Consider the following 26,929-nt stretch of genomic DNA (forward strand, 5'->3'; position numbering starts at 1 on the left):
GCATGCCTGAAACCAGTCTTCCGCCCGGCTTCTACAAGATCGCGGAGGCCGACCCGGACCGCCGCGCGGTGATCGACGCCGACGGCACCGTGACGACCTTCGGCGAGTTGCTCGCCAGGGTCAACCAGGTGTCGCACGGCCTGCGGGCCCGCGGGCTCGGCACGGGCGACGTGGTCGCGGGAGTGCTGCCCAACGGGCTCGACGCGGTGGTCATGCTGCTGGCCACCGGGCAGGTGGAGCTGTACTACGTGCCCGTCAACTGGCACCTCACGGCCGCGGAGATCGACTACATCCTGGCCGACTGCGACGCCAAGGTCGTGATCGAAGATCGGGCACACCCGGCGGAGAACACGGCCGAGGGCGTCGCCGAGCCTGCCGCCATGACCGTTCCCGAGCCTGCCGCCGTGACCGTTCCCGAGCCGGTCGCGGGACGGCCCCCGGCCATCGCCGAGCCGGCCGCGAGAGAAACCGTGACCGTCTCCGAGCTGGCCGAGGGGCAGCCGGTGACCGCCCCGGAGAACCGGTCGTCCGGAGCGATCATGTGGTACACCTCGGGCACCACCGGCTTCCCCAAGGGGGTGCAGCGGCCGTTGTCCGGCCGCGAGCCGGAGGCGGCCGTCCCCCTCGCCACCTGGTTCCTCGGAGAGGTCTGCGACCTGCGACCCGGCGACGAGATCCACCTGGTGACCTCGCCGATGTACCACTCGGCCCCGTGCGCGCACACCGTCTTCGCACTCCATCTGGGCCACACCCTGGTCATCACCCCGAGGTTCGAGCCGGTGAGCATCCTGGAGCTGATCGAGAAGCACCGCGTGACCAACGCCCTGATGGTCCCGACGATGTTCCACCGGATGCTGCGGCTTCCACCGGAGGTCCGGGAGCGATACGACGTGTCGTCGCTCCGGCAGGTGATCCACACCGGCGCGGCCTGCCCGGTGGCGGTCAAGAAGGGGATCATGGACTGGTGGGGTCCGGTCCTGTACGAGTACTACGGCTCCACCGAGTCGGCCATCGCCTTCTCCATCAAGCCTCACGACTGGCTGGAACACCCCGGCACCGTCGGCCGCCCCGTTCCGGGCTTCGAGGCGAGGATCCTCGGCCCGGACGGTGAGGAACTTCCCGCGGGGGAGCCCGGCATGATCTACGTCAAGTCGGGCCAGGGCCGCTTCCAGTATCGCAAGGACCCCCAGAAGACCGCCTCCAGCATGCGTGGCGAGTGGTACGCCCCGGGTGACATCGGCTTCATGGACAAGGACGGTTTCCTGTTCCTGTGCGACCGCCGTACCGACCTGATCATTTCCGGCGGGGTGAACATCTATCCGGCGGAGATCGAGGCGGCGCTGCTGGAGCACCCGTCGGTCGCCGACGTCGCGGTGATCGGCGTGCCCGACGAGGAGTGGGGCCACAGGGTGGTCGCGCTGGTCCAGCCGGTGCCCGGCGCCCGGCCCTCCCCGGACGAACTGCTGGAACACCTCGGCCCGCGCATCGCGCGCTTCAAGCACCCCAAAGCCGTCGAGTTCCGTGACGAGCTGCCCCGGACCCCTACGGGAAAGCTCTCCCGGTCCAAGGTCAGGGAGGAATACCTGGCCCGGTAGGCGCGGGCTCCGGGAGCGCGGAGAGCGGCCCGTAGGTGAGGCCCCGGGAGTGCCCGGGGCCCGGTGGGTACGGGCGTCGGTCGGCGCGGTGCCGTGGCCGGAGTCCCGGCACGGCACCGTGCGAGCCGCGCGGCCCGTCGGCCGCACCCCCCCGGGACGCGGTGGTGTCGTGGGGGTTCGGCGGTGCTACAGGGGGATCCATTCGGTGGAGGTGGTGACGGCGTCGAGGAGGTCGGGGATCGGGTCGATGCCGATGCCGGGTCCGGTGGGGACGCTCAGGTGGCCGTCGTGCAGTTCGAAGGGCGGGGTGATGTCGGTGGTGTAGTAGCGGTCGGAGGCGGAGGTGTCGCCGGGCAGGGTGAAGCCGGGCAGGGCGGCCAGGGCGACGTTGGCGGCGCGGCCGATGCCGGTCTCCAGCATGCCGCCGCACCAGACGGCGATGCCGTGGGCCTGGGCGAGGTCGTGGATGCGGCGGGCTTCGAGGTAGCCGCCGACGCGGCCGGGTTTGATGTTGATGATGGAGCAGGCGCCCAGGGTGATGGCGGCGGCGGCGTGGGCGGCCGATTCGATGGACTCGTCCAGGCAGATGGGGGTGGTGATCTTCTGGGCGAGGTGGGCGTGCTGGATCAGGTCGTCGTGGGCGAGGGGTTGTTCGATGAGCAGCAGGTCGTAGGGGTCGAGTTTGGCCAGGTGCGGGGCGTCGGTGAGGGTGTAGGCGGCGTTGGCGTCGACCTGGAGGAGCAGGTCGGGGCCGAAGTGTTCGCGGACGGCGCGGACGGGGGCCAGGTCGTTGCCGGGTTCGATCTTGAGTTTGATGCGCCGGTAGCCCTCCTCGAGGTAGCCGGTGACGGCCTCGAGGAGCTCGGGGATGGAGTTCATGATGCCGACCGATACCCCGCTGGGCACGCGGTCGCCCGCGGCGCCGAGGTAGGTGGCCAGGGATTGGCCGCCGGTGCGGAGCTGGGCGTCCAGGACGGCGGTGTGCAGGGCGGCTTTGGCCATGCGGTGGCCTTTGAAGGGATGCAGGGCGCGTTCGACGTTGTGGGCGTCGGGGTTCGGGGGCAGGGCGGGGATGAGAAAGCGGCGCAGGACGTCGGCGGCGCCGTCGACGTATTCGGGGGAGTACAGCGGGTCGGACATGGCCACGCATTCGGCCCAGCCCTCGGCGTCGGGAGTGGCGACCCGCAGGAGGAGCACGTCGCGTTCGGTCTCGGTGCCGAACGAGGTGCGAAACGGGGTGATGAGCGGCATCGCGATCCGGCGGAGCTCAATCCCAGTGATCTTCACGTTCTCTCCCTCTTGTCGCCGCTTTCATTCAGACCCCGCGCGAGGCGGGGTTCGTCCTCCGTACGTCGTTCAACGACGTATCCACCCTCACGCGCGAACCCCGTCACCCGGGCACCGTCCTTCATCAGCCCGCCCAGCACGTCGCGTACGGCGTGCCGCCAGGCCTTGGCCGCGCCGGGATCGGTGCGGCGCAGGCCCTCGATGTCCTCGGGAACGGCCACCAGCACCGTGCGCGCGTCGGCCCGCCCGAGGACCGGCCGGCCGTCGCGGTCGCTCAGCGCGGCCACCGCCCCGGACGGGACCCGCGGGGGGTGGGGTCGCCGCCGGGCGGCGGCCAGGACGTGCGGTTCGGACAGCCGCCAGACGGCGAGCACCCGGTCGGACTCGTCTCCGGCGTTGATCGCGTCGTCCATGGCGCCGTAGAAGGAGGGCAGGTACTCCTCCGGGCGGGCGCCGAGCTTGGCCAGGTTGAAGTGCGCGTTGCGCCGGACCAGCGGGTCGTAGGTCCAGGTGATCCGTTCCAGGCCGCGCTCCAGTGCCCAGGCGCGCTGGTGCAGTTTGAGCGCGAACCCGATCCCGCGTCCGATCGAGGCGCCGGTGACGTGCGAGTGCAGCACCTGTCCGGGGGGTGCGCCCAGGAACGCCACCGAGGCGCCCACCAGGCGGTCACCGTCGTAGGCCCCGGCCACGTAGTTGCCCGCGTGCGACAACGCCCGCATCATCTCCACCGAGATCGGCGCGCTGGCGGGGTCGGGGCGCCAGATGTCGTCGAACAGCCGGAAGACGTCCTCGAAGTCGCCGATCTCGAACAACTCCACGACGCGCACCCCGCCGGCTGCCGTGGCGAGGGCGTGCTCCTCGTCCCGAGGCTGGGGATCTCGCGGTCCGTCGCCGCCGGGCCGGCCGTTCCGGGGCCCGTCGTCCCGGGGTCCGTCGCCCTGGAGCCCGTCGCCCTGGAGCCCGTCGCCTCGGGGAGAGGCCGTCACCTGCCGTCCTTCCCCGTCAGCACGGAGGCGACCAGTTCGGTGAGCAGCTCCGTCCTGATGGGCATCTCCGAGACGACCACGTGCTCGTGGGGCGCGTGCGCGCCACCGCCCAGCGCGCCCAGCCCGTCGAGCGTGGGACAGCCGACCCCCGCGCTGAAGTTGCCGTCCGAGGCCCCGCCCACGGAGACCGCGCGCAACGGTTCCATGTCCAGATCCTTCGCGATCCGGCAGGCCAGCTCGAACAGCTCCGCCGCGGCGGCCTCCTCCATGGGAGGACGGTTCGGTCCCCCGTCCACCTGCAGCCGGGTTCCCGGGATCCGGGGGGTGAGCGCCCGCACCAGCTCGTCCACCCGCGTCTGCTCCGCGATGCTGGCGGACCGGACGTCCACGCTCACCTTCGCCAGCGCGGGCACGGTGTTGACCGTGACGCCCCCCGACAGCACGGTCGGCGTGACCGTGGTCGTCCCCTGGCCGAGCGTGCTGAGCGCGAGGATCTGGTGGGCGAGCTCGATGCCGGCGTTCGCGCCCTTCTCCGGTTCGAGGCCGGCGTGTGCCGCCTTGCCGTACACGGTGATCTCGTAGTTGGAGGTGCCCTTGCGCGCGGTCTTCAGGGCGCCGCCCTCCCCACTGGCCTCCAGCACGAACGTGGCCGCGCACTCGCGCGCCGTCTCCTCGATCAGCGCGCGTGAGGACGGCGAGCCGACCTCCTCGTCCCCGGTGACCAGCACGCACACCCCGTCCGGCGACGGCAGCGCGGCCAGCGCGTGAAACGCCTGCACCAGCCCGGCCTTCATGTCGAACACCCCCGGGCCGCGGGCGATCCCGTCGGTGAGCGACCAGGGAATCCTCTCCAGCGTCCCGATCGGCCAGACGGTGTCGTGATGGCCGAGGATCAGGACCCGGGGCGTGCCGAAGGTCCACCGCAGATGGGTCACCCCGTCGATCACGATCGTCTCCGGGCGCGCGCCCAGCCTCCGGAACCCCTGCTCGGCGACCACCGCGGCGCTGCGGGCCACCGCCTCGTGGTCGGCGGAGAACGACTCGCACCCGACGAGCTCCTCCAGGTCCTCCAGCATGTGCCCCAGATTCATGCGGTCTCCTTCTCCAGCCCGACTTCCCGGCCGGACGCACCTGTGATCGTCGTACCCGCCGTCTCACCTGCTTGGACAGGCCTGCCCAATTCGGCGCGGAAAAGACGCAGGACGTTGCCGCCAATGATCTTGACGATCTCCTCGTCGGCGAAGCCGTGCTTGAGCAGGGCGTCGGTGACCAGGGGCAGACCGCGTGGCCCGTCGAGCCCCGGCAGGACGGCCATGGCGTCGATGCCGCTGTAGCTGAACCCCTCGCAACACGGCGGGGTGACGTCGTGCATGACCTCGCGCATGAAGTCGGGGCCCAGGCCCACGTGGTCGATCCCGCCGACGCTCACGACGTGTTCGATGTGGTCCACCAGCCGGTCCACGGTGTAGTCGGCCGGATCGTCCGACAGGAAGGCGGCCAGGAAGTTCACGCAGACGACGCCGCCGGTGGCGGCGATGGCGCGAATCTGGTCGTCGGTGAGGTTGCGGTGATGGTCGCGCAGGGCGCGGGCCGAGGAATGGGTGGCCATCACCGGGCGGGTCGCGAGCTCCAGCACGTGACCGACCCCGGAGGCGCCCAGATGCGAGACGTCGAAGATCATACCGAGGCGTTCCATCTCCGCCAGGACCTCCACCCCGGCCGCGGTCAGCCGGCTGCCGGTGGCGTCCTCCCCGCTGCCGTCGGCCAGAGGGGTGCGACCCCAGTGCGCGATCGAGGCCACCCGCACCCCCAGCCGATGCACGGTGGAGAACAACTCCACGCTCGCGTCCAGCCCCGGCGCGCTCTCCAGCGCCAGCACCAGGGCGATCCGCCCCTCACCGAGCGCCTGATCGATCTGCGCCCCGTCCACGCACAACCGCACCGCGTCGGCGTTGCCCTCGGCCAGCACGTGCGCACACTCGATCATGCGTAACGTCTGCCGCAGCGCCCCCTCCGGCCGATACTGGTCATCGATGAAGACCGGCAGCACCTGCAGGTTCACCCCGCCCTCACGAAGCTGGGGCAACCACCGCTCACGAAAGAACGACGCCCACCGCTCCGGAGGCCGGGCGGAGACCGCCATCAACAGGTCGTTGTGAGTATCGGCGACCACGGCGTCGCGGTGGAGGTCTGTGGACACGGGCAGGCCCTTCTACGCAGGTGACTCTCGTTCGTCATGACGTTATCGAGAGTGTGATTCTTTCGCCCGGACGGGTGCGCCCGTCCGGGCAGGGGAGCGGTTCCCCGCTCAAGCGGGCGTGCTCGTCCGGACGGGGGTCCCGCTCGGGCGGGCGCGGTCTCCCCGGCTGTTTCCCACCTGTTCCCACCTGGACGGGTGGCGCGGGGAACCCCGGCCGGGCACGGGGGACGAGCGCACGGCACCCGCGGTGAGAAGGCCGCGGATTCCGTGCCGGGACGGGTCAGCGCGCGAAGCGGAACGCCCCCGGCCGGGGCTCCTTGGTGATCCGCCGGTAGACGGTCGTCGCCTCCGGCCAGTTGTTGGTCACCCGGCCGGCCGCGTTCTTGTACCAGCTCGTGCAGCCCGCCTGCCAGATCATGGTGCCCATGGCCCGGTTCAGGCTCCGCCGCCAGGTGTCCATCGCCTCCGGCCTGACCTCCATCGATCCTCTCCGCGCGATGTACGGCAGGCAGCCCATGATGTATCCGACCTGGCATTCGATCATGAAGACGATCGAGCTGTGGCCGAGGTTGGTGTTGGGCCCGTAGAGCATGAACAGGTTCGGGAAGCGCGGCACGGCGATGCCCAGGTAGGCCTCCGCCCCGTCCTTCCACTCCTCGTCGAGGCGGTGTCCCTCCCGGCCGGTGATCTCGATGGGAGCCAGGAAGTCGGAGGCGTGGAAGCCTGTCGCGTAGACGATCACGTCGGCCTCGTGAAGGCCCGTGGCGGTCTCGACGCCTCCGGGGGCGATCCGGGTGATCCGGTCGGTGACGACGTTCACGTTGGGCCGGGTCAGCGCGGGATAGAACGCGCTGTCGATGACGATCCTCTTGCAGCCGATCGGGTAGTCGGGGGTGAGCTTGGCCCGCAGTTCCGGGTCGGGGACCTGGTCATGAAGGTGGCCCAGGGCGATTTTGCGTAAGAGCCCGGTGCTCCAGCCGCCCGCCAGGGCCGGATAGAGGGCGCCCTCGGCGTACCGGTAGATCCACTCGCGATAACCCCGCTGCAGGAGGGGCAGGCGGCGGAAGGCCGTCGTCAGGGCGTCACCGAAGGTGGCATCCGACTTGGGGATCACCCAGTTGGGGGTCCGCTGGAAGACGTCCACCCGCCCGGCCACCGCGGCCACCCGGGGAATGAGCTGCGCCGCCGACGAGCCGTTCCCGATCACCGCCACACGCCTGCCCGTCAGGTCCTGGGAGTGGTCCCAGCGAGCGGAGTGGAAGGCCGCGCCCTCAAAGGCCGGCATCCCCGCGATGTCGGGCATCCGAGGCCGGTTGAGCTGGCCCACCGCCGACACCACGACGTCGAACAGCTCCTCCCCGGCAGAAGTGCGGACCCGCCACCTGCCCAGCGACTCGTCGAAGGCCGCGGCCGTGACCTCGGTGTTCAACCGGAGGCGCGGGCGCAGGCCGTACTTGTCGGCACACATCTCCAGGTAACCGAGTATCTCCGGCTGCTCGGGGTATCGGCGGGTCCAGCTTGAGTACTTCTCGAAGGAGAAGGAGTACAGGTGCGAGGGAACGTCGCACCCCGCACCCGGATAGGTGTTGTCGCGCCAGGTGCCCCCGACGTCGGGTCCCTTCTCGAAGATCGTGTAGGAGTGGATTCCGGCTTTTTCGAGCTGTATGGCCATGCACAGCCCGCCGAATCCGGCACCGATGATCGCGACAGTGAGGCTCATACGCCGGCCCTCCGGGTGTCAGAATCCACTTACATTAGGCGATCGGCCTGCGCTGGGAAATAGGCCGGTAGTCTGCGCACGTGCCTACGCTTGCCGACATCGTCCAAGAGCTCGAATCCATCTACGACCCCGCATGGGCGGAGTCGTGGGACGCGGTCGGGCTCGTCTGCGGAGATCCTTCCGCGAAGGTGCGGAAGATCCTGTTCGCGGTGGATCCGGTGGCCGTCGTCGCGGACGAGGCCGTCGCGTGGGGCGCCGACCTCATCGTCACCCATCACCCGCTCTACCTGCGCGGCACCACGAGCGTCGCGGCCACCACCTTCAAGGGCCGCCTGATCCACACACTGATCAAAAACGACGTCGGTCTCTTCACCGCCCACACCAACGCCGACGTCGCCGACCCGGGCGTCTCCGACGCGCTGGCCCGCAGCGTGGGCCTGACCGGTCCGCTCGTTCCTCTGCGGCCCTCCTCGGATGATCCCCGGCGCGGCCTCGGCCGGGTCGGCACGCTGCCCGCCCCCGTCTCCCTCGGCGAGTTCGCCCGGCGGGCGGCGGACGGGCTTCCCGCCACGGCGGGCGGCCTGCGGATCGCCGGAGACCTCGACCGTCAGGTCCAGCGGATCGCCGTGAGCGGGGGAGCGGGAGACTCCCTTCTCGACACGGCCCGCGCCGCGGGAGTGGACGTGTTCCTCACCGCGGATCTGCGTCACCATCCGGCCGCCGAGTTCATGGAGACCTTCGGCGGTCCCGCGCTGATCGACGCCGCCCACTGGGCCACCGAATGGCCCTGGCTGACCGATGCGGCGCGGCGTCTGACGTCCATATCGGCCACGAAGGGGATTACTGTTGAGACGCGCGTATCCGAGACGGTCACGGACGCCTGGAATACAACAGCAAAGTGCGAGGAATTGAAGTGAAAGCAGCCCCGGCAGCTCAGAAGCGTCTGCTCGACTTGGCCGAACTCGACTCCGTCATCGATCGGCTGGCCCACCGCCGCCGCACCCTGCCCGAACTCGCTCAGATCGACGAGCTCTCCGCCCGCGTGGCCCGGATCGCGACCCAGGTGATCGGCGCCGAGACCGAGTCGGGTGACCTCGCCCGCGAGCAGGCCAAGGCCGAGGCCGACGTCGACTCGGTCCGAATCCGCGCCGAGCGCGACCAGAAGCGCCTCGACTCCGGCCAGGTGTCCTCCCCGAAGGATCTGGCCAGCCTTCAGTCCGAGATCGTCTCCCTGGGTCGCCGCCAGAGCGATCTGGAAGAGGTCGTACTGGAGATCATGGAACGCCGTGAGGCGGCCGACGGGCAGGTCACCAAGCTCGTCGCCGAGCGCAACGAGCTCGCGGCCACCCGCGGCGTCGCCGAGGACAGCAGGGACGCCGCCTTCTCCGAGATCGACAAGGAGAAGGGCGAGGTCCAGTCCAAGCGCGATGAGACCGCCGCCGACATCCCGGCCGACCTGCTCGCGCTCTACGAGAAGCTCCGGGAGCAGTCCGGGGTGGGCGCGGCGAGGCTCCAGGGTGCCCGCTGCCTCGGCTGCCGCACGAGCCTGTCCATCGCCGAGATCAACCGGATCAAGGCCGCCTCCCACGACGAGGTCATCCGCTGCGAGGAGTGCCGCCGGATCCTGGTCCGCACCTCGGAGTCCAACCTGTGACCTCCTTCGTCGTCGAGGCCGACGGCGGATCCCGGGGCAACCCCGGGCCCGCCGGCTACGGCGCCGTGGTCAAGGACGCCTCGGACGGCCAGGTGCTGGTGGAGATCGCTGAGGCGATCGGCACCCAGACCAACAACGTCGCCGAATACCGAGGGCTGATCGCCGGCCTGCGGTTGCTTCTCGACCTCGCGGGAGACGGCGCGGCGGTCGAGGTCCGGATGGACTCCAAGCTGGTCATCGAGCAGATGGCGGGCCGTTGGAAGATCAAGAACGAGGGGCTGCGGCCACTCGCGCTGGAAGCGGCGGCCCTCGCCCGGCGCCTCAAGGTCACCACCTGGCAGTGGATCCCCCGCGAGAAGAACAAGGACGCCGACCGTCTGGCCAACGAGGCCATGGACGCCGCGGCCAAGGGCCGTCCCTGGCGCCTCGGCGCCTCGGGTACGGGGCTCTCCGATTCCTCCGGATCGAGGGATTCGAGCTCCTCCGGTTCCCCGGTCGCCGGAGCGCGAGGCACGGGACACTCCAACGTCCGGGACGCGGGGGGTTCCAGCCCCCGGTCCGCGACCTCTGGCTCGGCGACCGGTCTCGGTGCTCCCGCGGAGGACCTTCTCCTCTTCGACCCCGACGATCTCCAGCAGGGGGAGAAGCCATCGCCGGCGCCCACGGCCTCCGGTACCGGCTGGCGTGCGCCCACGACCGTGGCGACCTCGTTGCTCCTGCTCCGGCACGGCGAGACCCCGCTCTCGGTCGAGCGAAGGTTCTCCGGGCTCGGCGACCCCGAGCTCACCCCCAACGGCATCGCCCAGGCGGAGGCCGCCGCGGCCAGGTTGTCGCGCAAGCCGTACAACCTCCAGGTGATCGTCAGCTCGCCGCTCAGGCGCGCCCGCGTCACCGCCGAGATCGTCGCGGCGAGGGCCGGGCTGGAAGTGATCGTCGAGGAGGGTCTCAGGGAGACCGACTTCGGCGACTGGGAGGGCTACACGTTCACTGAGATCCAGCGCCGCTGGCCGGACGAACTCGCCGCATGGCTGGCGGACCCGTCCGCCGCCCCGCCCGGCGGGGAGAGTTTCGGGGTGGTGGCGCAGCGGGTCGAGGCGACCCGAGACCTGCTGACGGAGCGCTACGAGGGCAAGACGGTCCTCGTCGTCTCCCATGTCACGCCGATCAAGATGCTGCTCCGGCTCGCGCTGCTGGCCCCTCTCGCCGCGCTGTACCGCATGCATCTCGATCTGGCGGCCCTGTCCCAGATCGAGTACTACGCCGACGGGCCTGCGGTGGTCAAGGCGTTCAACGACACCTCACACCTGCGCTGAACCGGAGGCCCGTTCGAAACGCTCCCGCGGGTGAATCCGGGAATTCCCGTCGGCCCGGACCCGCGGGCTTGCGCCACCGGCTTTCCCCGGGATCCGACCGGAGGCGAAGCACCGCCCGGTTGGAGACCGCCTGGGGAGCCACTAGGCTTGGATCACGGCAGACGAGTCGGCCGGGCGACCGCGTTGGGTCTCTTCGGAGACTCGCCGAGGAAGGTCCGGGCTCCACAGGGCAGGGTGGTCGGTAACGCCGACCCGGGGTGACCCGCGGGACAGTGCCACAGAGAACAGACCGCCTCTCGCAAGAGAGGTAAGGGTGAAACGGTGGTGTAAGAGACCACCAGCGCCCACGGTGACGTGGGCGGCTTGGTAAACCCCACCCGGAGCAAGGTCAAGAAGGGACACTCCCAGGAGTGTTCCGCGCGCGGCGTTCGAGGGCTGCCCGCCCGAGTCGCGCGGGTAGACCGCTTGAGGCCGACGGCAACGTCGGTCCTAGATGGATGGTCGCCCCTTCACGCAAGTGAAGGACAAAACCCGGCCTACAGGCCGACTCGTCCGCCCTATCCGCCTCTGACCTGCGGCGGAGCCTCCGCTCGTCAAGATCGAAGTGCTCAGAGGGCACAATGGGGGCACATTGCGGGGTCTTCGAGGTTGAGCGGGCAGCGGTGAACAACAGTCTGGATCACCGCGGACGCACGAAACGGATGCCTGGTCTCTTGATGCTGGATGATGGCAGTGGTGGCGATAGTGGATCTTCGAGCTTGAGACCCGTCGAAATCACGCTGCGTTAAGCTCTCGCGAGACTGGAGGTGCCGGTGAGGCCTTTGAGCGACGTCCAATTGTCATTTTGGCAGGCTTATCTGGAGACTCTCTTGCCGGAGAGCCGGCCGGCTGATCCCTTCGTTGAAGCAGCCTTCGCTGGCACCAGGGAGTCGGCTGACGAGCTACTTGACTTGTACTTGAAGGGACGAAAGACCGCAGGTAGCAGCAGCAAGGAAGACTTCCTTGCTGCGGGCGACCCGTTGCCACGGGTCGGTAATTTCTGGATTCTGCTGAACAGCCGAGACGAGCCGGGATGCCTCTTGAGGACCGAGAAGATAGTGGTTCACAAGTTCTATGACGTGCCGCCGGAGATCGCCTTGGCTGAAGGCGAAGGGGACCTGTCGCTGGATCATTGGCGACGAGTGCATCAAGCGGCATACGAGCCGCATCTCGCGGAGTGGGGGCTGGCGTCGATCGCGGATGCGACCGTCATTACGGAGTACTTCACCTTGTTGTTCAAATAGCCCATCTTCTCCACTCGCAGGGTGAGCACGATGAGGATTGCCCCATATTTCCTTGTTCCTTCACGGGGTCAGGCGGGCTTGAGGTGTCCTCGGGTGCGGCGGTTGGTGGCGCAGCGGATGCGTAGCCGCTGGTTGGCGGGGTTGCGGAAGCCGTAAGCTTTGCGGGCTTCGAGCTTGATCACTCGGTTGAGTCCTTCGCTGACGGCGTTGGTGATCCCGGTTGCGATGAAGGCCCTGATCGCGGGCCACCAACGCTCGATCGTGGTAGCGAGGCGGTGCAGTTCGGGCTGACCAGATATGGCGCACCAATCGTGGAACTCGTACAGCCCCGCCCTGACCTGTTCCGGGTCCGGGTCCGGCCGGGTGCGAGCCAGGCGCAGCAGGTCACGCAGCTTCTCTTTGATGATCCATGCACCGAGCAGGGTGACACCGTGCTCACCACGTCCGACCAGATCCGCGACACGGCCACCCGGATGGGGGACATCGGCGCCGACGAGGTCATGTTCTACTGCTGGGCCTCGGACGTGAGCCAGGTGGATCGCTTCGCCGGGGCGCTCAGCGGTGCTTGAAAGCCGATGACGCCCTGAGGCCGCGGTGACCCGTGGCGGTGTGCCAGGCCCGTGGTTGGCGCGGACGGGGCATTTCATGAGCACCCGGAGGACGTGCGCTTCTGGTGCAGCCTGCGTGGCATGACGCGGAACGGACGAGAGCTTTGCAGTGGCGGTGGCGTCCGTTCGGCGTCCTGGCGGCCTGGCTCCGGTCCGGGGAACGGTGCCACGCCGCGGGTCCTCGGTCAGGGGACGACTTCGATGTTGGCCATCATGCCGTGGTCTTCGTGGTTGAGGATGTGGCAGTGGTAGGGGTATTTGCCGGTGAAGTTGCGAAACCTCATGCGGATGACGACTTCGCCGCGGGTGGGCAGCTGGACGGTGTCCTGCCAGCCGCGGAAGGGGTACGGCTTGCCGTTGACGCTCATCAGCTGGAAGTCGTTGACGTGCACGTGGAAGGTGTGTTGTTCGTCGGAGACATTGCGGACGGCCCATTCTTCGGTGGTGTTGAGCTTGGCCCGTACGTCGATGCGGTTCGGGTCGAAGAGTTTGCCGTTGATGAAGAACTGGTTGGTCTGGTCGTTCTCGGAGAAGGTGATGGTGCGCCGCTGGGCCAGGGGGTCATGGCTCAGGTCGTCGATCTCGGCGAAGTCGGCGGGGATGGCGGCCGGCTGCATGGGGCTGCCGGAGGAGACCAGGGTGGCGAGCGTCGTCTCCGGGTAGGAGTCGCCGTCCGGGCCGGTGTTGTAGGCCGTGGTGATCAGCCGGGTCCGGCCTTCGGGAGGGCCTTGCACGAGCACGTCGTATCGGCTGCCCGGTGGCATGAGCAGAGCTTCGTCGCTCCAGGTGTGGTCGACGGGATTGGCGTCCTGGGCCAGCACGGTGAAGCGGGCGCCCTGGAGTTGCACGTTGTAGGCGATGTCGGCGCCGATGTTGGCCAGGCGCCACAGCTGGGTCTCGCCGGGGCGGATGCTGATGACGGGGTTGACGAGTCCGTTCACGGTGCGGGTGGTGGGGGCGTTGCTGTCGATGTCGGCGGTGGGGATGGCGCCGCCCTTGACCTGGAAGTCCTTGAGTGCGATCAGCCGTTCGGTGATGTTGCGCAGGCCGGGTGGGAGGTAGCGTTTCAGGCCGTCGATCACGATTGCGCCGGACAGCCCGGCGAACACCTGTGGTTCCGACAGCGGGTGTGCGTGCGAGTGGTACCAGTAGGTGCCCGGGGCGAGATCCTCGCGCAGCCGATAGCTGTAGTGATAGCTCTGCCCCGGCTTGATGTGCAGGTAGATGTTGTCGGAATTGCCGCTGGGGGAGACGTGCCAGCCGTGGGTGTGCAGGTTGGTGTGCTCGCCTAGACGGTTGACCAGGGTCAGGTCGAGCCGGTCGCCGGGGCGCAGGCGGATGGTCGGCGGCATGTAGTGGCCGTTGTAAGTCATCGCCCGCACGTCCTGGCCGGCCAGCCGTACGGTGCGCTGTTCCACCACCAGTCGCACGCGCAGCAGGCCGTTGCTGCTGGTCAGCTCTTGCGGCTGGCGGAACGCCGGCTGAGCCTCGGTGGTCGGGGAGGTGGGACTGGCGGGTGAGGCCTGCATCGTCGCGGTGCCGGCGCAGCCCATCGCCAGCACGAGCGCCAGTCCCGATGAGGCGATGAAGCGCGACAGGGACATGATGCTCCTCGGGCATGATGTGGAACGCCCGCATAAATGCCCCGGGAGTTATCTACCCATACCGGGTCTAACCTGCATTTTCATGAAAAATGACCAGGCGCGGATGGAGGCTTCGGAGCAGTTCTCGGCGCGATGTTCACCGGCGGAGCCGCGCACCGTCGGCTCCGCCGGTGTCCCGATGCCTTCCGGCGGAAAGGTTACTTGCGACCGTGACCGTGGTCATCGTGATTGTCGTCGTGCCGGGGGGACGCAGGCCGGACAGGTCCCGGGCGCCGACGATGTTTCGGTCGGAAACGCTGCTGCCGAGAGCGAACTGCGGCCAGTAGCCCATGATTTCCTGCCGGCTGCGCTCGCTCCACTGCCGGGCCAGATCGCTGCGCGTCTTGTAGAAGTTCAGCGCGTAGCCGCCGGTGTAGAGGCGCAGCAGGGAGAAACCGCCGGGGTACTCCTTGCCCGCGGCCACCTCCTGCAGGGTGACGCGCGGGGCTAGCGGGCTGATCGTCCGCTTGTTGCGGTGGGTGTGCCCCGCGTAGTGCATGAAGAGCCCGGGCGTGCGGGCGTAGTCCTGCAGGATGATCTGGGCCTGCCCGGCGTCGAGGGAGCTGCTCGGGCTGATGGGGAACGCCGAGTCCTGGACGACAAGGGGGTGGTGGCCGAATACCAGGGTCGGCTGGTCACGGTCCTTGGCCAGCTCGGAGCGGAACCAGGCGAGCTGGTCGGTGGACAGGGCGCCCGCGTCGCCGCCGCCTCCCGGCTTGTCGTAGGTGTCGATCCCGATGACGCGCAGGCCCTGCAGATCGCGAGTGAAGTAGGTGGGCTCGTCGCCGGGGAAGAACTGGTCGTGGAAGCAGTCGTTGCCCTGCCACTGTCCGACCCGGCAGTGGGCGTAGGGGTCACCGATGTGCGCCCGGTCGTGGTTGCCGCGGGTGACGAAGTAGTCGCTGCGGTACTTGCCGAACTTGGTGAGCAGTTGCCCGGCCTTGCTCAGGTCGACCGGAACCGCCTCGGACGAAATGTCCCCGGCGGCCAGCAGGTAGTCCGCTTCGAGCGCGCCAGCGTCGCGGACGAGGGACTCCAGCATGACCTCGGGGTACGGCGGAAGCCCGGGGACCTGCTTGATCCCGATGTACTGCGGCTGGCCGCCGACGAGGCCCGCCTGGGTCTCGCCCATGTGCAGGTCGTTGCAGAGCGCGATGGAGAACAGGTACCGGCCGGGCGGCGGCTGGGGCGCGGTGAAGCTGAAGGGACCGGTGGAACCGTCCAGACCGTAGTCGGAGGTGCCCACCGCGTTGCCGCTGATAAGGGTGAACTGGGTCGGCGGAACAGGCTTCCCGTTGGAGCGGGCCTGATAGTAGTACGTACGACCCGGCTCCAAGCCGGTCAGTTCGACGTAGTGGTAGGGCGTGTGATGCGACAGGCCGCTCGCGACCCGGTTCAACCGGTCGGGACGGGTGCCCCAGTAGACCGCTCCGTCGGCGGGGGCGGGCTCCATGCGGCCCAAGCCGTCGTCGCTGCCGGTGTAGCCGGTGTACCAGGTGATGATGGCGCGGTCTTCGGTCAGTGTCGCCAGCTCGAGGTTCGCTGGCGACACGTCGTCGCGGCGGGTCGAGGCCACCGCCACCCCGCCACTGAAGGCGGCATTGGCAACAAGGGGGGACGCGGCTGCCACAGCAGACCAGCACAGAAGGTCTCGTCGGGTGAAATCACATCCAGGCATGCTCTGAGAACTATGGGGCGGGAGTGAATGGCTCGTGGGCGCAAGGAAACCTCAAACGGTCTGAATCTACCGCGGGTTGTCGTACGCCCCCGCTACAGTCCGGTCGTGAATGACGATCTTAAGAACGGCCTCATCTGGTGGTCCACGCACCGCGCCACCGTTGGACTGGTCGTGCGTGACGGCATCGTGGTCGAGTCCGCCCCGTATGCCCGGCGATGGGCGCAAGGACGCGACGCCCGCGAGATCTACCGCAAGGGGGAGCAACAGAAAGGCGTGACCCTCGCGTGGGTACCGGTGGAGGCATGCGGTCCGGAGGGCGGCAGCAATCTGACCCGTTGTTAAGATCACGCCTCCGTTCTTCCACGTGCAGGAGGAGACTCGATGCCTGACAAGACCGTCCGCGATAAAGCCCTCTGCTACATCGTCCGAGACGGGCGACTCCTCGTCTTCCGCCACCTGGACTACGGCTCCGAAGAAGTCGGCATACAAATACCTGCGGGCACGATCGAGCCGGGAGAGGATCCCGCGAGCGCCGCCCTACGCGAGGCCCGGGAAGAGACCGGCCTCACCGGGTTCACCATTGTCCGCAAGCTCGGGGTGGTCGACTACGACATCACCCCCTATCGTCCTGAGATCCAGCGCCGTCACGTCTTCCAGTTCGCTCTTCATCAGGACACCCCCCGGCGCTGGACAAGCCATGAAGACCATGACGGGACCGAGCGGTCCATTCGCTTTGAATGCTTCTGGATCCCCCTCGAACACGGACACGTTCTGCAATCTGGCCAAGGCGCTCTGCTCTCACGCCTTTTCGACGAGTAGACGGAGGCCGGCTCCGGGATATTCGCCGAGGTGCGTTCATCACCGCCGCCTGTGGGGCTTTGAGCAAGCGGGCGGAGCGTGCGCGCCTACGTAGGTCGTCATCCGTTCCTAGTTGCAGTTCTCGTTGCAATTCAGCGCCGCGTCATGTCGTTCCAGACGGACCAGCCGCGCCTGTTGGTCCAGGTGGGACCAATCGGGACAGGCAAGATCAGAGCTGCTAATGCGGTTTGGGTTTACCGTCTATTCGGGGTCCGAATCACTGTTCAGATTCAGATTCCTCGGAACGAGGGCCGGAAGCGATTCATGCGACAGCGAAAAACCCAGCCGGGCGTCAGGATCGCAACCCCCCGGTGACAAGGCCGAGATCAGCGATGGCCAAAGATGATCTCATGAGAAGATCATCCATACTGCTAGGTGTCCTGGCTCTCCTGCTCACGCCGTCGCTACCAGGCACGGCGCACGCCCAGAGTCGCGGCTCACTGACACAGGCGATATCCGCGCTGAAGAGTGAGTTCGCAGAAAAAAGCAGTGTGCTCTTCTCCCAGAAGACCCACGACGGCTTCGGCTCGGACGTCGTCGCCTTGACGGTCGCCCACGGCAAACACCGTTTCGCGGCCAAGGTGGGCGTGTACGCCAGCGACGTCACGGACACCTTCACCACGGGTGACATGCCTACGAACTTCCGAATGATCAACGTCGGTCGCGACAGCTACACCCAAGGCACCTGGACCAAGATTCCTGAAGGCAAGAAGTGGCTCCACTGGCGGGACGCGGACGGCTTCCTTTGGTCTCAAAACCTGGTAGACGCGCTAAATCCGAAATTCTTGCAGCTGATCTCCTCCGGAGCGGAGAAGACATCCGCCAGGGATCGGTACGACGGTGTCCCTACCATCCGGTATGACGGTTCGGTGAAGGTCGGTAGCCTCGGCTCGCGCCAGGCCGGGATCTACTACGGCCCGAGAGATGGGAGATCGGTAGGAGGTCGCATCAAGTGGAAGCTCTGGTTGGGCCCGGACAATCTGCCCAGGCGCTTCCAGACCGAGATCGTCTCTGATTCCTACGGCCCAGAGCGGGAAGTGGACATCGTGAGGATGAACGTCCTTTACAAGGGCTGGGGAACGCCTGTCCACATCGTGGCCCCGTCCAAGAACCTTGTGGCCGAAGACGACTGAGCCCACCGCCCAGCTCGCGTCCTTTTGCGGCCCACGACCGGACTGGCTTGCAAGCAAGTGATCCACCAGCATTCTGGGAGCCATCAAGCTCGGGTCGCGTCACGCCGGCAAGCTCGTCACCGTTGTCATTTAAGACACCCATTTCCGGATCCTGCACGGTGAGGAAGAGATCGCCGTCAGGCCGCGTAAGGACCTCACGCCTATCACCCGGCTCTACGTTCGTGGCGTGAACACCCAGCCGAGCTGACGTCAACCATGTCCTGAGACCAAAGCGTCAAGGATGTCCTGAGACCTCACATTGACAGTTTTGAGCCCACAAGCTGTCTACCCGGATGTTCGGACATAGTTGGACGACTCGGGGCATGGGTTGTGACCCCCGTTCGGTTACTTGAAGTCGCGGCGTGCCGCTGAGGACAGCAGGAGAGCCGTGACCACGATGGGGATTGCCACGAAGAACACCGCCTGAAGGACGGACATCCTCTACTCGGGGGTCTGGGTGCGGGCTGCCCAGCCTGGGCCTCGTACCAGGAGGGACAGTTCGGCCAGCAGTTGCGAGAAGAAGGCGGCGCAAGCGCAAACCGACACGACGACCGCGGCCCAGCGGGCGGTGGCCCGCCGACGCAGGACGCCCACGGCGAGCGCTGTCAGGCTGACGATGAGGGTCGCGATCGGTGGGAGTAAGACCATGACGAGGATCCCGTCCATCCCCATGGCTTCGCGGCGAGCCACGTCCCAAAGGACCACTGACAACACCGCGCCGCCTATCAGGAAGACCGCCGCCACGGTGGTCGCCCAGGACGCCCGATGCTCTGCATGTTCGGAGCGAGGCGTGCCCTGCGTGAGCAGATCTCGCGCGGCGATGCCGACCAGGACACCGGCGACGGCGCCGAAGGGGGCGCCGATGATGGCCAGTCCGCCGATCCCCAGGCCAAAGATCGCTGACGTCATGGGCCCGATTACGGCTCCGGCGACCGCGCCTGCGATGGCGGCCATCCCTGTGTGATGCGGACGCAACGGGTTGAGGCCCGCTGCCTTCGATACATTCGTCTCCATGCCTTGAGAGTGGAGGACGAGGGCTCCACGAGCTATCCGTTCCCGTACTCAGATGGTGGGAGGGTTGCGATGCTCAGCTGCCCAGCAGCGAAGCACGGCAACAGGGCCGTGCGTCCCCGTACATTGGCAAGCACTACCTCATGCCGGAGCAGCCCGAGACCTTACGTCGACATATCGCACGTTTCAGCATGGGGATGTTGTTGACGGCTTCTGTTACGGCCGTGCGGGTGTGGCTGATCGGTTTGGGAATCCGGAGGCTTCGGCGCGGGCCACGCTTATCCGTCTGAGGAGGGCGTTCGTGTCATGTAAGCCGCTGGCGTGGTGACGGTCCTTGAGTATGACTCGGAAGCGTAGAGGGCACATCGGGGGCACATGGCGTCGGAAGACAGGGGCGAGCACCGTCAATTGACGGCAGCGTTCTGGCAGCTCAGAAGCGATGTCCCTGGTTCCGCCGCAGGTCACGGGCAGGCGGAATTTGCACCCGGCCTACAGGCCGACTCGTCCGCCCTTAAGTCGCTGACCTGGGGCTTGGCTCCCGTGATTGGCCTCTGTTCCGGTTGTGTTCCGGATGGCAGGTTTGATCACGCTCTCGATGGCCCCGCGTCCGAGGTCCTCATCGTCGGGGAACGGGTGCCCGTACGTGTCCATCGTCTCGGCGATCGTCGCGTGGCCAAGCCGCGACTGGATCACCTTCGGGTTCGGATTCGTCTTGATCAGACTCGACGCGTAGAAGTGCCGGAGATCATGAAAGCGGGTGCCCTTCGGGAGCCCTGCCGCATCCACCGCCTCGCTCCAGCACGTCCAGAATGACGACCGCTGCACGGGCCGACCGCTCCGGTTGGTGGTGATGAGCTGATGCGGCTCCGGCTCCCATTTCTGCATGTGCGCGGTGATCTCGGTCAGCACCATGTCGTCCGCAGGCAGGTTGCGTTTCGACGACATGGTCTTCGGCTCGACGAACTCGCCCTTCTGGACCTGCTTTTGGATGTGGACCTTCCGGCGCAGAAAGTAGACGCGCGGTACGACTGGGCCGAGCGCTTCACCTTCCTGAAGGCCCGGACCGGCGCCGAGCTAGACCGCCGGCCTGTAGCGAGGCGTGATTGCCTCCGCGAGAGCGATGACCTGGGCTGCCGCCGGCGGCTCCATTACTCGGGGCTCCACCCGGGGGAGCGGTACCCGGGAACACGGGTGCGCCGGAACCACGCCGTCGTCCACCGCTGACTGCATGAGCGAGCGCAGCACCACGTACACCGTGGCGACCGTGCTCGGTTTCAGGACTGCGGATATGGCGGCCACGAACGACTTCGTGTCGGTGCGGGTCAGCGGTGACGGTGCAGGGCCGGGGATGGTCGTCGCCGAGCGGGAGAACCGGCCGGCCAAGTAAGCGGCACCCCAGATCAGAGAGACACGTCCGAGTACTGCCCAAGCTTGAAATTGGTTACTCCAAGTAGTCATATGGAGCGTGCAGTGACGGAGAGGGTGATCCGCAGTAGGCGGGGCGCCCCTGCTCAAAGGAGAGAACCGCGATGAACCGCACTACGATCGCCGCCGGCCTTATCGCCTGCGGCGCCATCCTGGCCGCGCCCGCACTGGCCGCCGGCCCAGCCCAAGCAGCAACGATCTCGTCCTATCCCGTCGGCGGGTTCGGCGGGTTCGGCGGCGGGTTCTACGGCGGCGGCATCTATGGAGGCGGCATCTATGGAGGCGGCATCTACGGCGGTGGCATCTACGGCGGTGGCATCTACGGTGGTGGCTTCTGCGGCGGTGGTATCTATGGAGGTGGCATCTACGGTGGTGGCATCTACGGCGGTGGCATCTACGGCGGTGGCATCTATGGAGGTGGCATCTGCTGCTAAGGCGACAGGTTCGGCGGGGGCTTCATCAACGGCAGCGACGTCAGTGGCGGCAGCGGGTTCGGCCACGGCGTCGGAGTAGGTGGCCTCATCGGCATCGGCGGCCTCAAAGCCAACGTCCTCGGCAGCCAGATTGGTGGGTAGAGGACCGTGGAAGGCGGGGAGGGCGGCGAAGGACGTCGTGACCGAGGCCTGCGGCACCCCGGTTCACGTCCTGCCCGACGTGACGCCCCACCCGGCGAGCAGGGCAGGGGCGTGGCACCTCGCGAAGGGGCTGGGGTGTCACGTCTGAGGGGGTTGTTACAGGTCAGAAGGGGTGCCACATGTCGTGGCACCCCTCCGTGGCAGGAGCGTGGCACTCTCCGTTGCCACCCCCTGGCGGCAAGAGTGCGTGATTCCGCTGTTCCGTCTCTGTTCCGGACGGCAGCAGCCAGGGGCGACCAACGGTCACTAATGATGACCAGCGAAACGCCAGGTCAGAGCGGGTGTCGGCGGAGTAGTCACAGGTCACAAACCCGCAGGTGACAAAACCCGGTCCATAGACCGGCTCGTCCGCCATAACGGCCGCGAACCGGCGGGGACCGCTGGGGCGTCGCGGCCACAGGTCCGTCAGCGGGCCGAGGTCCGGGGGCGATTCCACCACAGGGAGAGAGACAGGGCCGCGGTGACGAGGATGCCACCGCCGGCGGCGAAGGCGGCTGCTGTGTCGACCCGTTGGTGGACGACGGCGAAGCTGCCGGGGAGGGCGTCGAGGGCGCTTTGGAGCTGGTCGGCGTTCTCAGCGCGGTGGTAGGAGCCGCCGGTGGTCTGGGCTATCTGTTTGAGTGCGGGCTCGTCGATGGTGCGGGGGTTGCGGCCCCTGTCGAATCCGCCGCGGCCGCCGAATCCGCCACCCCAGCCGCCGAAGCCGCGGCCGTCGAACTGTGAGTTGTCGCAGACCATCGGGGCCGGGTTCGTGGTGCCGAAACCGATGGGGAAGACACGGACGCGGCGCAGGGCCGCCTCCTGGGCGGCGAGCTTCGGGTCGACGCCCTGGGTGTTGGCGCCGTCGGTGAGCACGACGATCGCGGCACCGGCGTAGCCTGACCCGCCGTCGCCGGGCTTCGCCCCGGTGGAGGCGACCGACGGGTCGACCTCCGCGATCGCGTCGATCGAGGTGAGCACGGCCTGCCCGATCGCGGTGCCGCGGGACACGGTGAGGTTGTCCAGCGCCTCGATCAGCGAGTCGGTGTCGTCGGTGGGTGGGACGAGCAGACCCGCGGTGCCCGCGAAGGTGACCAGGCCGATGCGCGGCCCGCCCCGCTGCGACTCGATGAACTCGGTGGCGGCTTTCTTCGCGGCGGTGATGCGGTTGGGGTCGACGTCCGTGGAGCACATGGAGCCGGAGGTGTCGAGCGCGAGCAGGATCGTCGTCGACGTCTGCGGCACCGGGACCGACGCCTGCGGTCGCGCGGCCCCGACCGCGAGCAGCGCGACTCCGGCCATGAACAGTGCCGGGGGGATCTTCCGCGTCCAGCGCGTACGGCCGGGCAGGGCGCTGCGTACGAGTGCGATCGAGGTGACGCGCACGGCGGCCCGCCGGCGGCGGCGCCGCGCCCACTCGCGGATTGCGAAGATCAGCGGGATGACCAGGATGGACAGCAGTGCCCACGGCCATGAGAAGGACATTCAGATCACCCGTCCAGACCGGAGCACGGTGAGCGCCGCGCCCGCGGTGAGCAGCGCGAGGGCGAGCCCGATCAGCCCGCCGGCGAGGGGCAGCGGCTCGTCGGAGACGGTGAGCCGCAGGTCGATCGTGTCGGCGATCCCGTCGAGCCGCGCGGTGTCGGAGGCGGGGTGGTAGGCGCCGCCGGTGGTCTGCGCGATCAAGGTAAGGGTGTCCTCCTCGAGCGAGGTCTGCAGATGGTAGCCGTCGACCTTCACCGTCGCGCCGGCCGTGGTGCCGACCCCGACGGTGTGGATGTGGACGCCCGCCCCCTGGGCGACGGTGGCGGCCCGTTCGACGTCCGCTCCCTGGTTCTGGCCGTCGGAGAACATCACGATCGTCGCCGACGGCCAGTAGCCGATGTCGGGCGCGGCGCCGTCGCGGCCGAAGACCACCTGCTTGCCGGTGATCGCCGACAGGGAGCCCGTGATGGCCGTCCCCAGAGAGGTGCCGCCGGTGATCTTCAGCCGATCGATGGCCTTGAGCGCGATGGAGTGGTCGGCGTCGGGCCGTGCGGTGGTGAGCGCACCCCGCTCGAACGCGACGACTCCGATGTCGACGCTGTCGGGCTGTGCCGCCACGAACCCGCGGGCCGCCCGTTGCGCGGCCGCCAGCCGGGTGGGCGCGACGTCGTCGGCACCCATGCTGTTGGAGACGTCGATGGCGAGGATGACGGTGCCCGCGGCCCGCGGGACCGGCACCATGGCCGCCGGTCCGGCGGTGGCGATCGCGAGTACCCCGACGCCGGCGATCGTCAGGCCGATTCCGAGGTACGCCCGGCGGCCGCCCGGCACGGCGACCCCGGCCGCGGTGAGGGCGGTCGTCCGGCGGCGCGCCGAGACGACGGCCGCCCAGGCGAGCGCCGCCGTGACGAGCAGCCCGACGACCAGCAGCAGCGAGGAGGACAGGGTCATGAGGCCTCCTTCGCCGGCCTCATGTGTCTGTTGACGACCTCGACGAACGTGGTCATGGCGACCGATCCCCGGTTCGGGCGACGACCTCGACGAGCGCCTCGGCCAGATCGCGGTCGGTGTCGATGCGGTGGACGGGCACCCCGGCCCGGCGCATACCCGCCTCGAGCCGGGTGTCGCGGGCGTCGACGGCGGCGCGGAAGCGGACCCGCAACAGCGGGTCGGCGGAGTCGACGACAAGCTGCTCGCCGGTCTCGGCGTCCTCGACCACGATCAGCCCGGCTTCGGGCAGCACGTCGTCGGCCGTGTCCACGATCCGCAAGGCGACCACCTCATGCTGCCGGGCCAGGCGCTGGAGCGAGCGTTCCCAGTCGCCGTCGCCGATGAAGTCCGACAGCACGACGACGAGCGCGCGGCGGCGCGCGAGCCGTCCGGCCGCGTCGAGCATCTCCGCCAGGTCGGTGGTGGAGCCGCCGCGCGCCTTGGAGGTGCGTTCCAGCTCGGCACCGATCCGCAGCGCGTGCCGCCGGGAGGTCCCGGGCGGCACGACGCGCAGCGTCCCGGTGTCGAACAGCAGGGCGCCGACGCGGTTGCCGCCCCGGCCGAACAGCCGAGCGAGGACGAGCGCGAGCTCGGCGAGTACGTCGTGCTTGCCGCGACCCGGCCGGCCGGCCGCCATCGACGCCGACCGGTCGAGGACGAGCCACACCGTCAGCTCGCGGTCCTCGGTGAACACTCGCAAGTGCGGCTCGTCCAGCCGTGCGGTCACGTTCCAGTCGATGTGCCGGGCGTCGTCGCCGTCGCCGTAGGCGCGTAACCCGGTGAAGTCGATCCCGGAGCCGCGGTGCGCGGTGCGGTGGGCGCCCTGGAGCCGGCCGTCGAGCCTGCGGACGACCTTCCACTCCAGGCGGAGCAGGAGCCTCTCGGGGGCGGTGGCCATGGCAGCTCAGCGATTCTGCAGGACGACGTCGGGCGCCCGGACAGCCCCGAGCACCCTGGTGATGATCGTGTCGGCGTCGACGTCGTCCGCGAGGGCCTCGTAGGACAGCACGACGCGGTGGCGCAGCACGTCGAGCGCGAGCTCGGACAGGTCGTACGGCAGGACGTAGTTGCGGCCGCGCAGGAACGCCAGCGCCCGGGCGCCCGTGACGAGCGCGATGGACGCCCGCGGGCTCGCCCCGTAGGTGACATACCGTTCCAGCTCGCCGAGCCCGGCCGTCGCGGGGGAACGCGTCACGGAGACCAGCCGTACCGCGTAGTCGACGATCGCCGGATCGACGTACACCTGCTGAGCGCGGGCCCGCATCGCGATCAGGTCCTCGGCCGTCACCATCGGCCGCGGCGGCTCGGGCGGACGCAGCGCTCGTACGACGATCGCCTGCTCTTCGGCCTGCGTCGGATAGTCGACGATCACCTTCATCATGAAACGGTCGACCTGCGCTTCGGGCAGCGGGTAGGTGCCCTCCGACTCGATCGGGTTCTCCGTCGCCATGACCAGGAACGGCTCGGGCACCCGGAACGTCTCACGGCCGATCGTCACCTGATGCTCCTGCATCACTTCCAGCAGGGCGCTCTGCACCTTGGCGGGGGCGCGGTTGATCTCGTCGGCCAGCAGCAGGTTCGCGAACACCGGGCCGAGCTCGGTTTTGAACTCCCCGGAGTGCTGGTGGTAGACCCGCGTGCCCACGAGGTCGGCCGGCACCAGGTCGGGGGTGAACTGGACGCGCTGGAAACTTCCGGCGATCGCGGCGGCCAGCGACCTCACCGCGAGCGTCTTGGCCAGGCCCGGCACGCCCTCGACGAGCAGGTGGCCGTCGGCGATCAACGCGACGGCCATGCGCTCCAGCAGGACGTCCTGCCCGACGATCGTGCGTTTGACCTCGAACAGCACATGTTCGAGCGGATGGGCCGACTCGGAGGAATTGGTCGAGGTCATATGGTCTTCCTTCTCGTGACGCTTCGGTCAGATCTGGGGCCCGTCGCCCGGCGGCCCGTCGCCTTCGCCGCCGCCCAGGGCAGCGCCGATCGGCACCGCGAACGCGATGCCGGCGAACGCCTCGTCGCCTCCCGGGTCGGCGATCGAGACGACGATCCCGATGACCAGGCCGCGAGCGTCCAGGAGGGGACCGCCGGAGCTGCCCGGATTCACGGAGGCGTCGAACTGGATGAGGCCGTTCAGGCCGCCGTCTTTGGTGGTCCGGTTCAGGCCCGACACGACGCCGGTGGAGACGCTGTAGGTCAGGCCCAGCGGATTGCCTATCGCCACGACAGGCACGCCCACGGTCGCTGCGCCGCCGAGCGTCGCCGGGATGACGATCTCCGGCAGCTTCGCGGGCTTGAGGGTCGCGACATCGAGCTTGGGATTCGACGACGCGACAACGGCCTTCGTCTTGGTGCCGTCGGCGAACGTCACGGTGACGTCCTCGGCATCTTTATCCGAAGTGCCTTTGACGACGTGGTGCGCCGTCAGAATCGTCCCGTCCTCGGCCGCGATCACCCCGGTTCCGAGCGACTTCCCGGCCTGGATGACCACCACCGACGGCCCGACCCTCTTGAAGACGTCGGGCACCGTGAGCGTCGCACTGGGCGTCGGCGTCGCGCTCGGCCTGGGCGCGGCCGCTTCGCCGTTCCCACCGCTGCTTCCCAGCCAGTACGCAAGCAGCGCCACGACGACAAGTGCGCCACCCCCGGCGACAAACCACCGGGCCTTCCCGGCCACGGCTTCCTGAGCCTCGGCCGCATCGGCCTCCTGCGGCACGCGCTCCATTGCCCTATATTCATTGATCTCAGTTGAAAGTGCTACAAACTCCGCCTGGGAACTCCATAAGAACCGGCCCCGCAGCCCCATGCGCGGAGCACGGAGACGAGGACGGCGGCCCGCGGTTTCGCCCGGTCCTGGCTCGCGTCAAGATCTGCCTGTCCGTCAGGCGCCCGCGCACCCGACCGGTCGCGGTGGCCGACCATGCCTGTTCCTTCCGCGGCGACCGCGTCTGTCTGCGCCGGCGCCGCATCCATGAGGCGGCTCTGCCGGATCTCTCAAGATGTTGACGTCGTCGGCGAGGGATACTCGCGCCCCGGTGGACCCGGGGCCGAGCCACCCGAGGTTGAAATGACAACCCGGCTTCATGGTCAGCCGCAGTGGGTCCAGCCTGACTGCCGGCTGTCGCCGCTGCCGGCGCCGTTCGAGGCGACGCCTCCCCATGAGACACAGGTGCCGGCGTAGGACATGCAGAAGTCGGTGTCATGGATCCTTTCGCCACCCTGCTTCTGGATGGAGGCCCCCGTGGTGCTGTAGATGCCCTGGTACTTGCTGCTCTTCCACGTCACCACACAGTTGGTGCTGCCGTTGTAGAGCAGGTAGATCGTGGCGAGTCCGCCGATGGCGTAGCTGTCGATGAAATGAGACATGTCGCAGTGATGCGAAGGCTCTGGGCCTTCGTCGCGACATC

27 protein-coding genes and 1 other RNA gene are annotated in these 26,929 nt (G+C 68.3%); 12 read left to right on the plus strand and 16 right to left on the minus strand.

All coding sequences use genetic code 11. The features are described from left to right. Window positions 1-2: 2 nt before the first annotated feature. Complete coding sequence (locus tag J2853_RS01435) at window positions 3-1,595, plus strand: AMP-binding protein (RefSeq protein ID WP_307554104.1); 1,593 nt, start codon at window positions 3-5, stop codon at window positions 1,593-1,595. A gap of 186 nt (window positions 1,596-1,781) precedes the next feature. On the opposite strand, the gene menC is transcribed toward J2853_RS01435, so the two are convergent. The 5 genes from menC to J2853_RS01460 all read right to left on the minus strand — a co-directional run bounded on the left by menC (window position 1,782) and on the right by J2853_RS01460 (window position 7,788). Next, on the minus strand, window positions 1,782-2,882 hold the full coding sequence (menC, locus tag J2853_RS01440) for an o-succinylbenzoate synthase (protein ID WP_307554106.1): 1,101 nt from the start codon (window positions 2,880-2,882) through the stop codon (window positions 1,782-1,784). Continuing rightward, complete coding sequence (locus tag J2853_RS01445; RefSeq protein WP_307554108.1) at window positions 2,879-3,868, minus strand: GNAT family N-acetyltransferase; 990 nt, start codon at window positions 3,866-3,868, stop codon at window positions 2,879-2,881. The genes menC and J2853_RS01445 overlap by 4 nt, the downstream gene beginning before the upstream one ends. After that, window positions 3,865-4,959, minus strand: a complete 1,095-nt coding sequence (locus J2853_RS01450; RefSeq protein WP_307554110.1) for a M20/M25/M40 family metallo-hydrolase — start codon at window positions 4,957-4,959, stop codon at window positions 3,865-3,867. The genes J2853_RS01445 and J2853_RS01450 overlap by 4 nt, the downstream gene beginning before the upstream one ends. Continuing rightward, window positions 4,956-6,068 (minus strand): dipeptidase, encoded by a 1,113-nt coding sequence (locus tag J2853_RS01455; protein ID WP_307554112.1) that lies wholly within the window; start codon window positions 6,066-6,068, stop codon window positions 4,956-4,958. Before J2853_RS01455 ends, J2853_RS01450 begins: the two co-directional genes overlap by 4 nt. Before the next feature lie 280 nt (window positions 6,069-6,348). Continuing rightward, the gene (locus J2853_RS01460; RefSeq protein ID WP_307554115.1) at window positions 6,349-7,788 is read right to left on the minus strand and encodes a flavin-containing monooxygenase; all 1,440 of its coding nucleotides are present in this window, start codon (window positions 7,786-7,788) and stop codon (window positions 6,349-6,351) included. Window positions 7,789-7,868: 80 nt separating this feature from the next. Here J2853_RS01460 and J2853_RS01465 point away from each other — a divergent pair, with 80 nt between their 5' ends. The 5 genes from J2853_RS01465 (at window position 7,869) to J2853_RS01485 (ending at window position 12,038) form a co-directional block, all read left to right on the plus strand. Further along, window positions 7,869-8,705, plus strand: coding sequence for a Nif3-like dinuclear metal center hexameric protein (locus J2853_RS01465; RefSeq protein ID WP_307554117.1), 837 nt, complete (start codon window positions 7,869-7,871; stop codon window positions 8,703-8,705). Beyond that, entirely contained in the window at window positions 8,702-9,442 is a 741-nt protein-coding gene (locus J2853_RS01470; protein ID WP_307554120.1) for a zinc ribbon domain-containing protein, read from the plus strand. Before J2853_RS01465 ends, J2853_RS01470 begins: the two co-directional genes overlap by 4 nt. Continuing rightward, complete coding sequence (locus tag J2853_RS01475) at window positions 9,439-10,755, plus strand: bifunctional RNase H/acid phosphatase (protein ID WP_307554122.1); 1,317 nt, start codon at window positions 9,439-9,441, stop codon at window positions 10,753-10,755. Before J2853_RS01470 ends, J2853_RS01475 begins: the two co-directional genes overlap by 4 nt. Window positions 10,756-10,917: 162 nt before the next feature. Then, window positions 10,918-11,310, plus strand: an RNA gene (gene rnpB / locus J2853_RS01480) — RNase P RNA component class A. A gap of 266 nt (window positions 11,311-11,576) precedes the next feature. Further along, window positions 11,577-12,038, plus strand: coding sequence for an ASCH domain-containing protein (locus J2853_RS01485; protein ID WP_307554124.1), 462 nt, complete (start codon window positions 11,577-11,579; stop codon window positions 12,036-12,038). A gap of 68 nt (window positions 12,039-12,106) precedes the next feature. Here the strand turns inward: J2853_RS01485 and J2853_RS01490 are convergent, their stop codons facing one another. Then, entirely contained in the window at window positions 12,107-12,460 is a 354-nt protein-coding gene (locus J2853_RS01490; RefSeq protein ID WP_307568560.1) for a transposase, read from the minus strand. On the opposite strand from J2853_RS01490, the gene J2853_RS01495 reads away from it, so the two are divergent. Next, the gene (locus J2853_RS01495) at window positions 12,350-12,607 is read left to right on the plus strand and encodes a hypothetical protein (protein ID WP_307569043.1); all 258 of its coding nucleotides are present in this window, start codon (window positions 12,350-12,352) and stop codon (window positions 12,605-12,607) included. The genes J2853_RS01490 and J2853_RS01495 overlap by 111 nt on opposite strands. 224 nt (window positions 12,608-12,831) lie before the next feature. Here the strand turns inward: J2853_RS01495 and J2853_RS01500 are convergent, their stop codons facing one another. Both J2853_RS01500 and J2853_RS01505 read right to left on the minus strand, forming a co-directional pair. After that, window positions 12,832-14,250, minus strand: coding sequence for a multicopper oxidase family protein (locus tag J2853_RS01500; RefSeq protein WP_307554127.1), 1,419 nt, complete (start codon window positions 14,248-14,250; stop codon window positions 12,832-12,834). 136 nt (window positions 14,251-14,386) lie between these two features. Continuing rightward, window positions 14,387-15,919 (minus strand): purple acid phosphatase family protein, encoded by a 1,533-nt coding sequence (locus J2853_RS01505; RefSeq protein ID WP_307554129.1) that lies wholly within the window; start codon window positions 15,917-15,919, stop codon window positions 14,387-14,389. A gap of 153 nt (window positions 15,920-16,072) precedes the next feature. On the opposite strand from J2853_RS01505, the gene J2853_RS01510 reads away from it, so the two are divergent. The 3 genes from J2853_RS01510 to J2853_RS01520 all read left to right on the plus strand — a co-directional run bounded on the left by J2853_RS01510 (window position 16,073) and on the right by J2853_RS01520 (window position 17,958). Further along, window positions 16,073-16,309: a hypothetical protein gene (locus tag J2853_RS01510; protein WP_307554132.1), complete on the plus strand. Its 237-nt coding sequence runs from the start codon at window positions 16,073-16,075 to the stop codon at window positions 16,307-16,309. A 39-nt stretch (window positions 16,310-16,348) separates the two neighbouring features. Next, window positions 16,349-16,786, plus strand: coding sequence for an NUDIX hydrolase (locus J2853_RS01515; RefSeq protein WP_307554134.1), 438 nt, complete (start codon window positions 16,349-16,351; stop codon window positions 16,784-16,786). Between the two features lie 389 nt (window positions 16,787-17,175). Beyond that, window positions 17,176-17,958, plus strand: coding sequence for a hypothetical protein (locus J2853_RS01520; protein ID WP_307554136.1), 783 nt, complete (start codon window positions 17,176-17,178; stop codon window positions 17,956-17,958). 480 nt (window positions 17,959-18,438) lie between these two features. On the opposite strand, the gene J2853_RS01525 is transcribed toward J2853_RS01520, so the two are convergent. Together J2853_RS01525 and J2853_RS01530 are read right to left on the minus strand one after the other, a co-directional pair. Continuing rightward, window positions 18,439-18,906, minus strand: coding sequence for a hypothetical protein (locus tag J2853_RS01525; RefSeq protein WP_307554138.1), 468 nt, complete (start codon window positions 18,904-18,906; stop codon window positions 18,439-18,441). A 591-nt stretch (window positions 18,907-19,497) separates the two neighbouring features. Then, entirely contained in the window at window positions 19,498-20,016 is a 519-nt protein-coding gene (locus J2853_RS01530) for a tyrosine-type recombinase/integrase (RefSeq protein WP_307568562.1), read from the minus strand. 220 nt (window positions 20,017-20,236) lie between these two features. Here J2853_RS01530 and J2853_RS01535 point away from each other — a divergent pair, with 220 nt between their 5' ends. Together J2853_RS01535 and J2853_RS01540 are read left to right on the plus strand one after the other, a co-directional pair. Continuing rightward, window positions 20,237-20,395, plus strand: a complete 159-nt coding sequence (locus J2853_RS01535; protein ID WP_307554140.1) for a hypothetical protein — start codon at window positions 20,237-20,239, stop codon at window positions 20,393-20,395. 142 nt (window positions 20,396-20,537) lie between these two features. Next, window positions 20,538-20,867: a hypothetical protein gene (locus tag J2853_RS01540; protein ID WP_307554142.1), complete on the plus strand. Its 330-nt coding sequence runs from the start codon at window positions 20,538-20,540 to the stop codon at window positions 20,865-20,867. Window positions 20,868-21,473: 606 nt separating this feature from the next. Here the strand turns inward: J2853_RS01540 and J2853_RS01545 are convergent. From J2853_RS01545 to J2853_RS01570, 6 genes are all read right to left on the minus strand, one after another. Then, window positions 21,474-22,532: a VWA domain-containing protein gene (locus J2853_RS01545; RefSeq protein ID WP_307554145.1), complete on the minus strand. Its 1,059-nt coding sequence runs from the start codon at window positions 22,530-22,532 to the stop codon at window positions 21,474-21,476. Continuing rightward, entirely contained in the window at window positions 22,533-23,483 is a 951-nt protein-coding gene (locus J2853_RS01550) for a VWA domain-containing protein (protein ID WP_307554147.1), read from the minus strand. A gap of 52 nt (window positions 23,484-23,535) precedes the next feature. Continuing rightward, complete coding sequence (locus tag J2853_RS01555) at window positions 23,536-24,420, minus strand: DUF58 domain-containing protein (RefSeq protein WP_307554149.1); 885 nt, start codon at window positions 24,418-24,420, stop codon at window positions 23,536-23,538. Window positions 24,421-24,426: 6 nt separating this feature from the next. Then, window positions 24,427-25,416, minus strand: a complete 990-nt coding sequence (locus J2853_RS01560; protein ID WP_307554151.1) for an AAA family ATPase — start codon at window positions 25,414-25,416, stop codon at window positions 24,427-24,429. 27 nt (window positions 25,417-25,443) lie between these two features. Then, window positions 25,444-26,247 carry a S1C family serine protease gene (locus J2853_RS01565; protein WP_307554153.1) on the minus strand — a complete coding sequence of 268 codons (804 nt, stop codon included), beginning with the start codon at window positions 26,245-26,247 and terminating at the stop codon, window positions 25,444-25,446. 362 nt (window positions 26,248-26,609) lie between these two features. Then, complete coding sequence (locus J2853_RS01570; RefSeq protein WP_307554155.1) at window positions 26,610-26,888, minus strand: hypothetical protein; 279 nt, start codon at window positions 26,886-26,888, stop codon at window positions 26,610-26,612. Window positions 26,889-26,929 lie beyond the last annotated feature (41 nt).

Origin of the sequence: Streptosporangium lutulentum, from assembly GCF_030811455.1 — a bacterium.
Taxonomy (GTDB): domain Bacteria; phylum Actinomycetota; class Actinomycetes; order Streptosporangiales; family Streptosporangiaceae; genus Streptosporangium; species Streptosporangium lutulentum.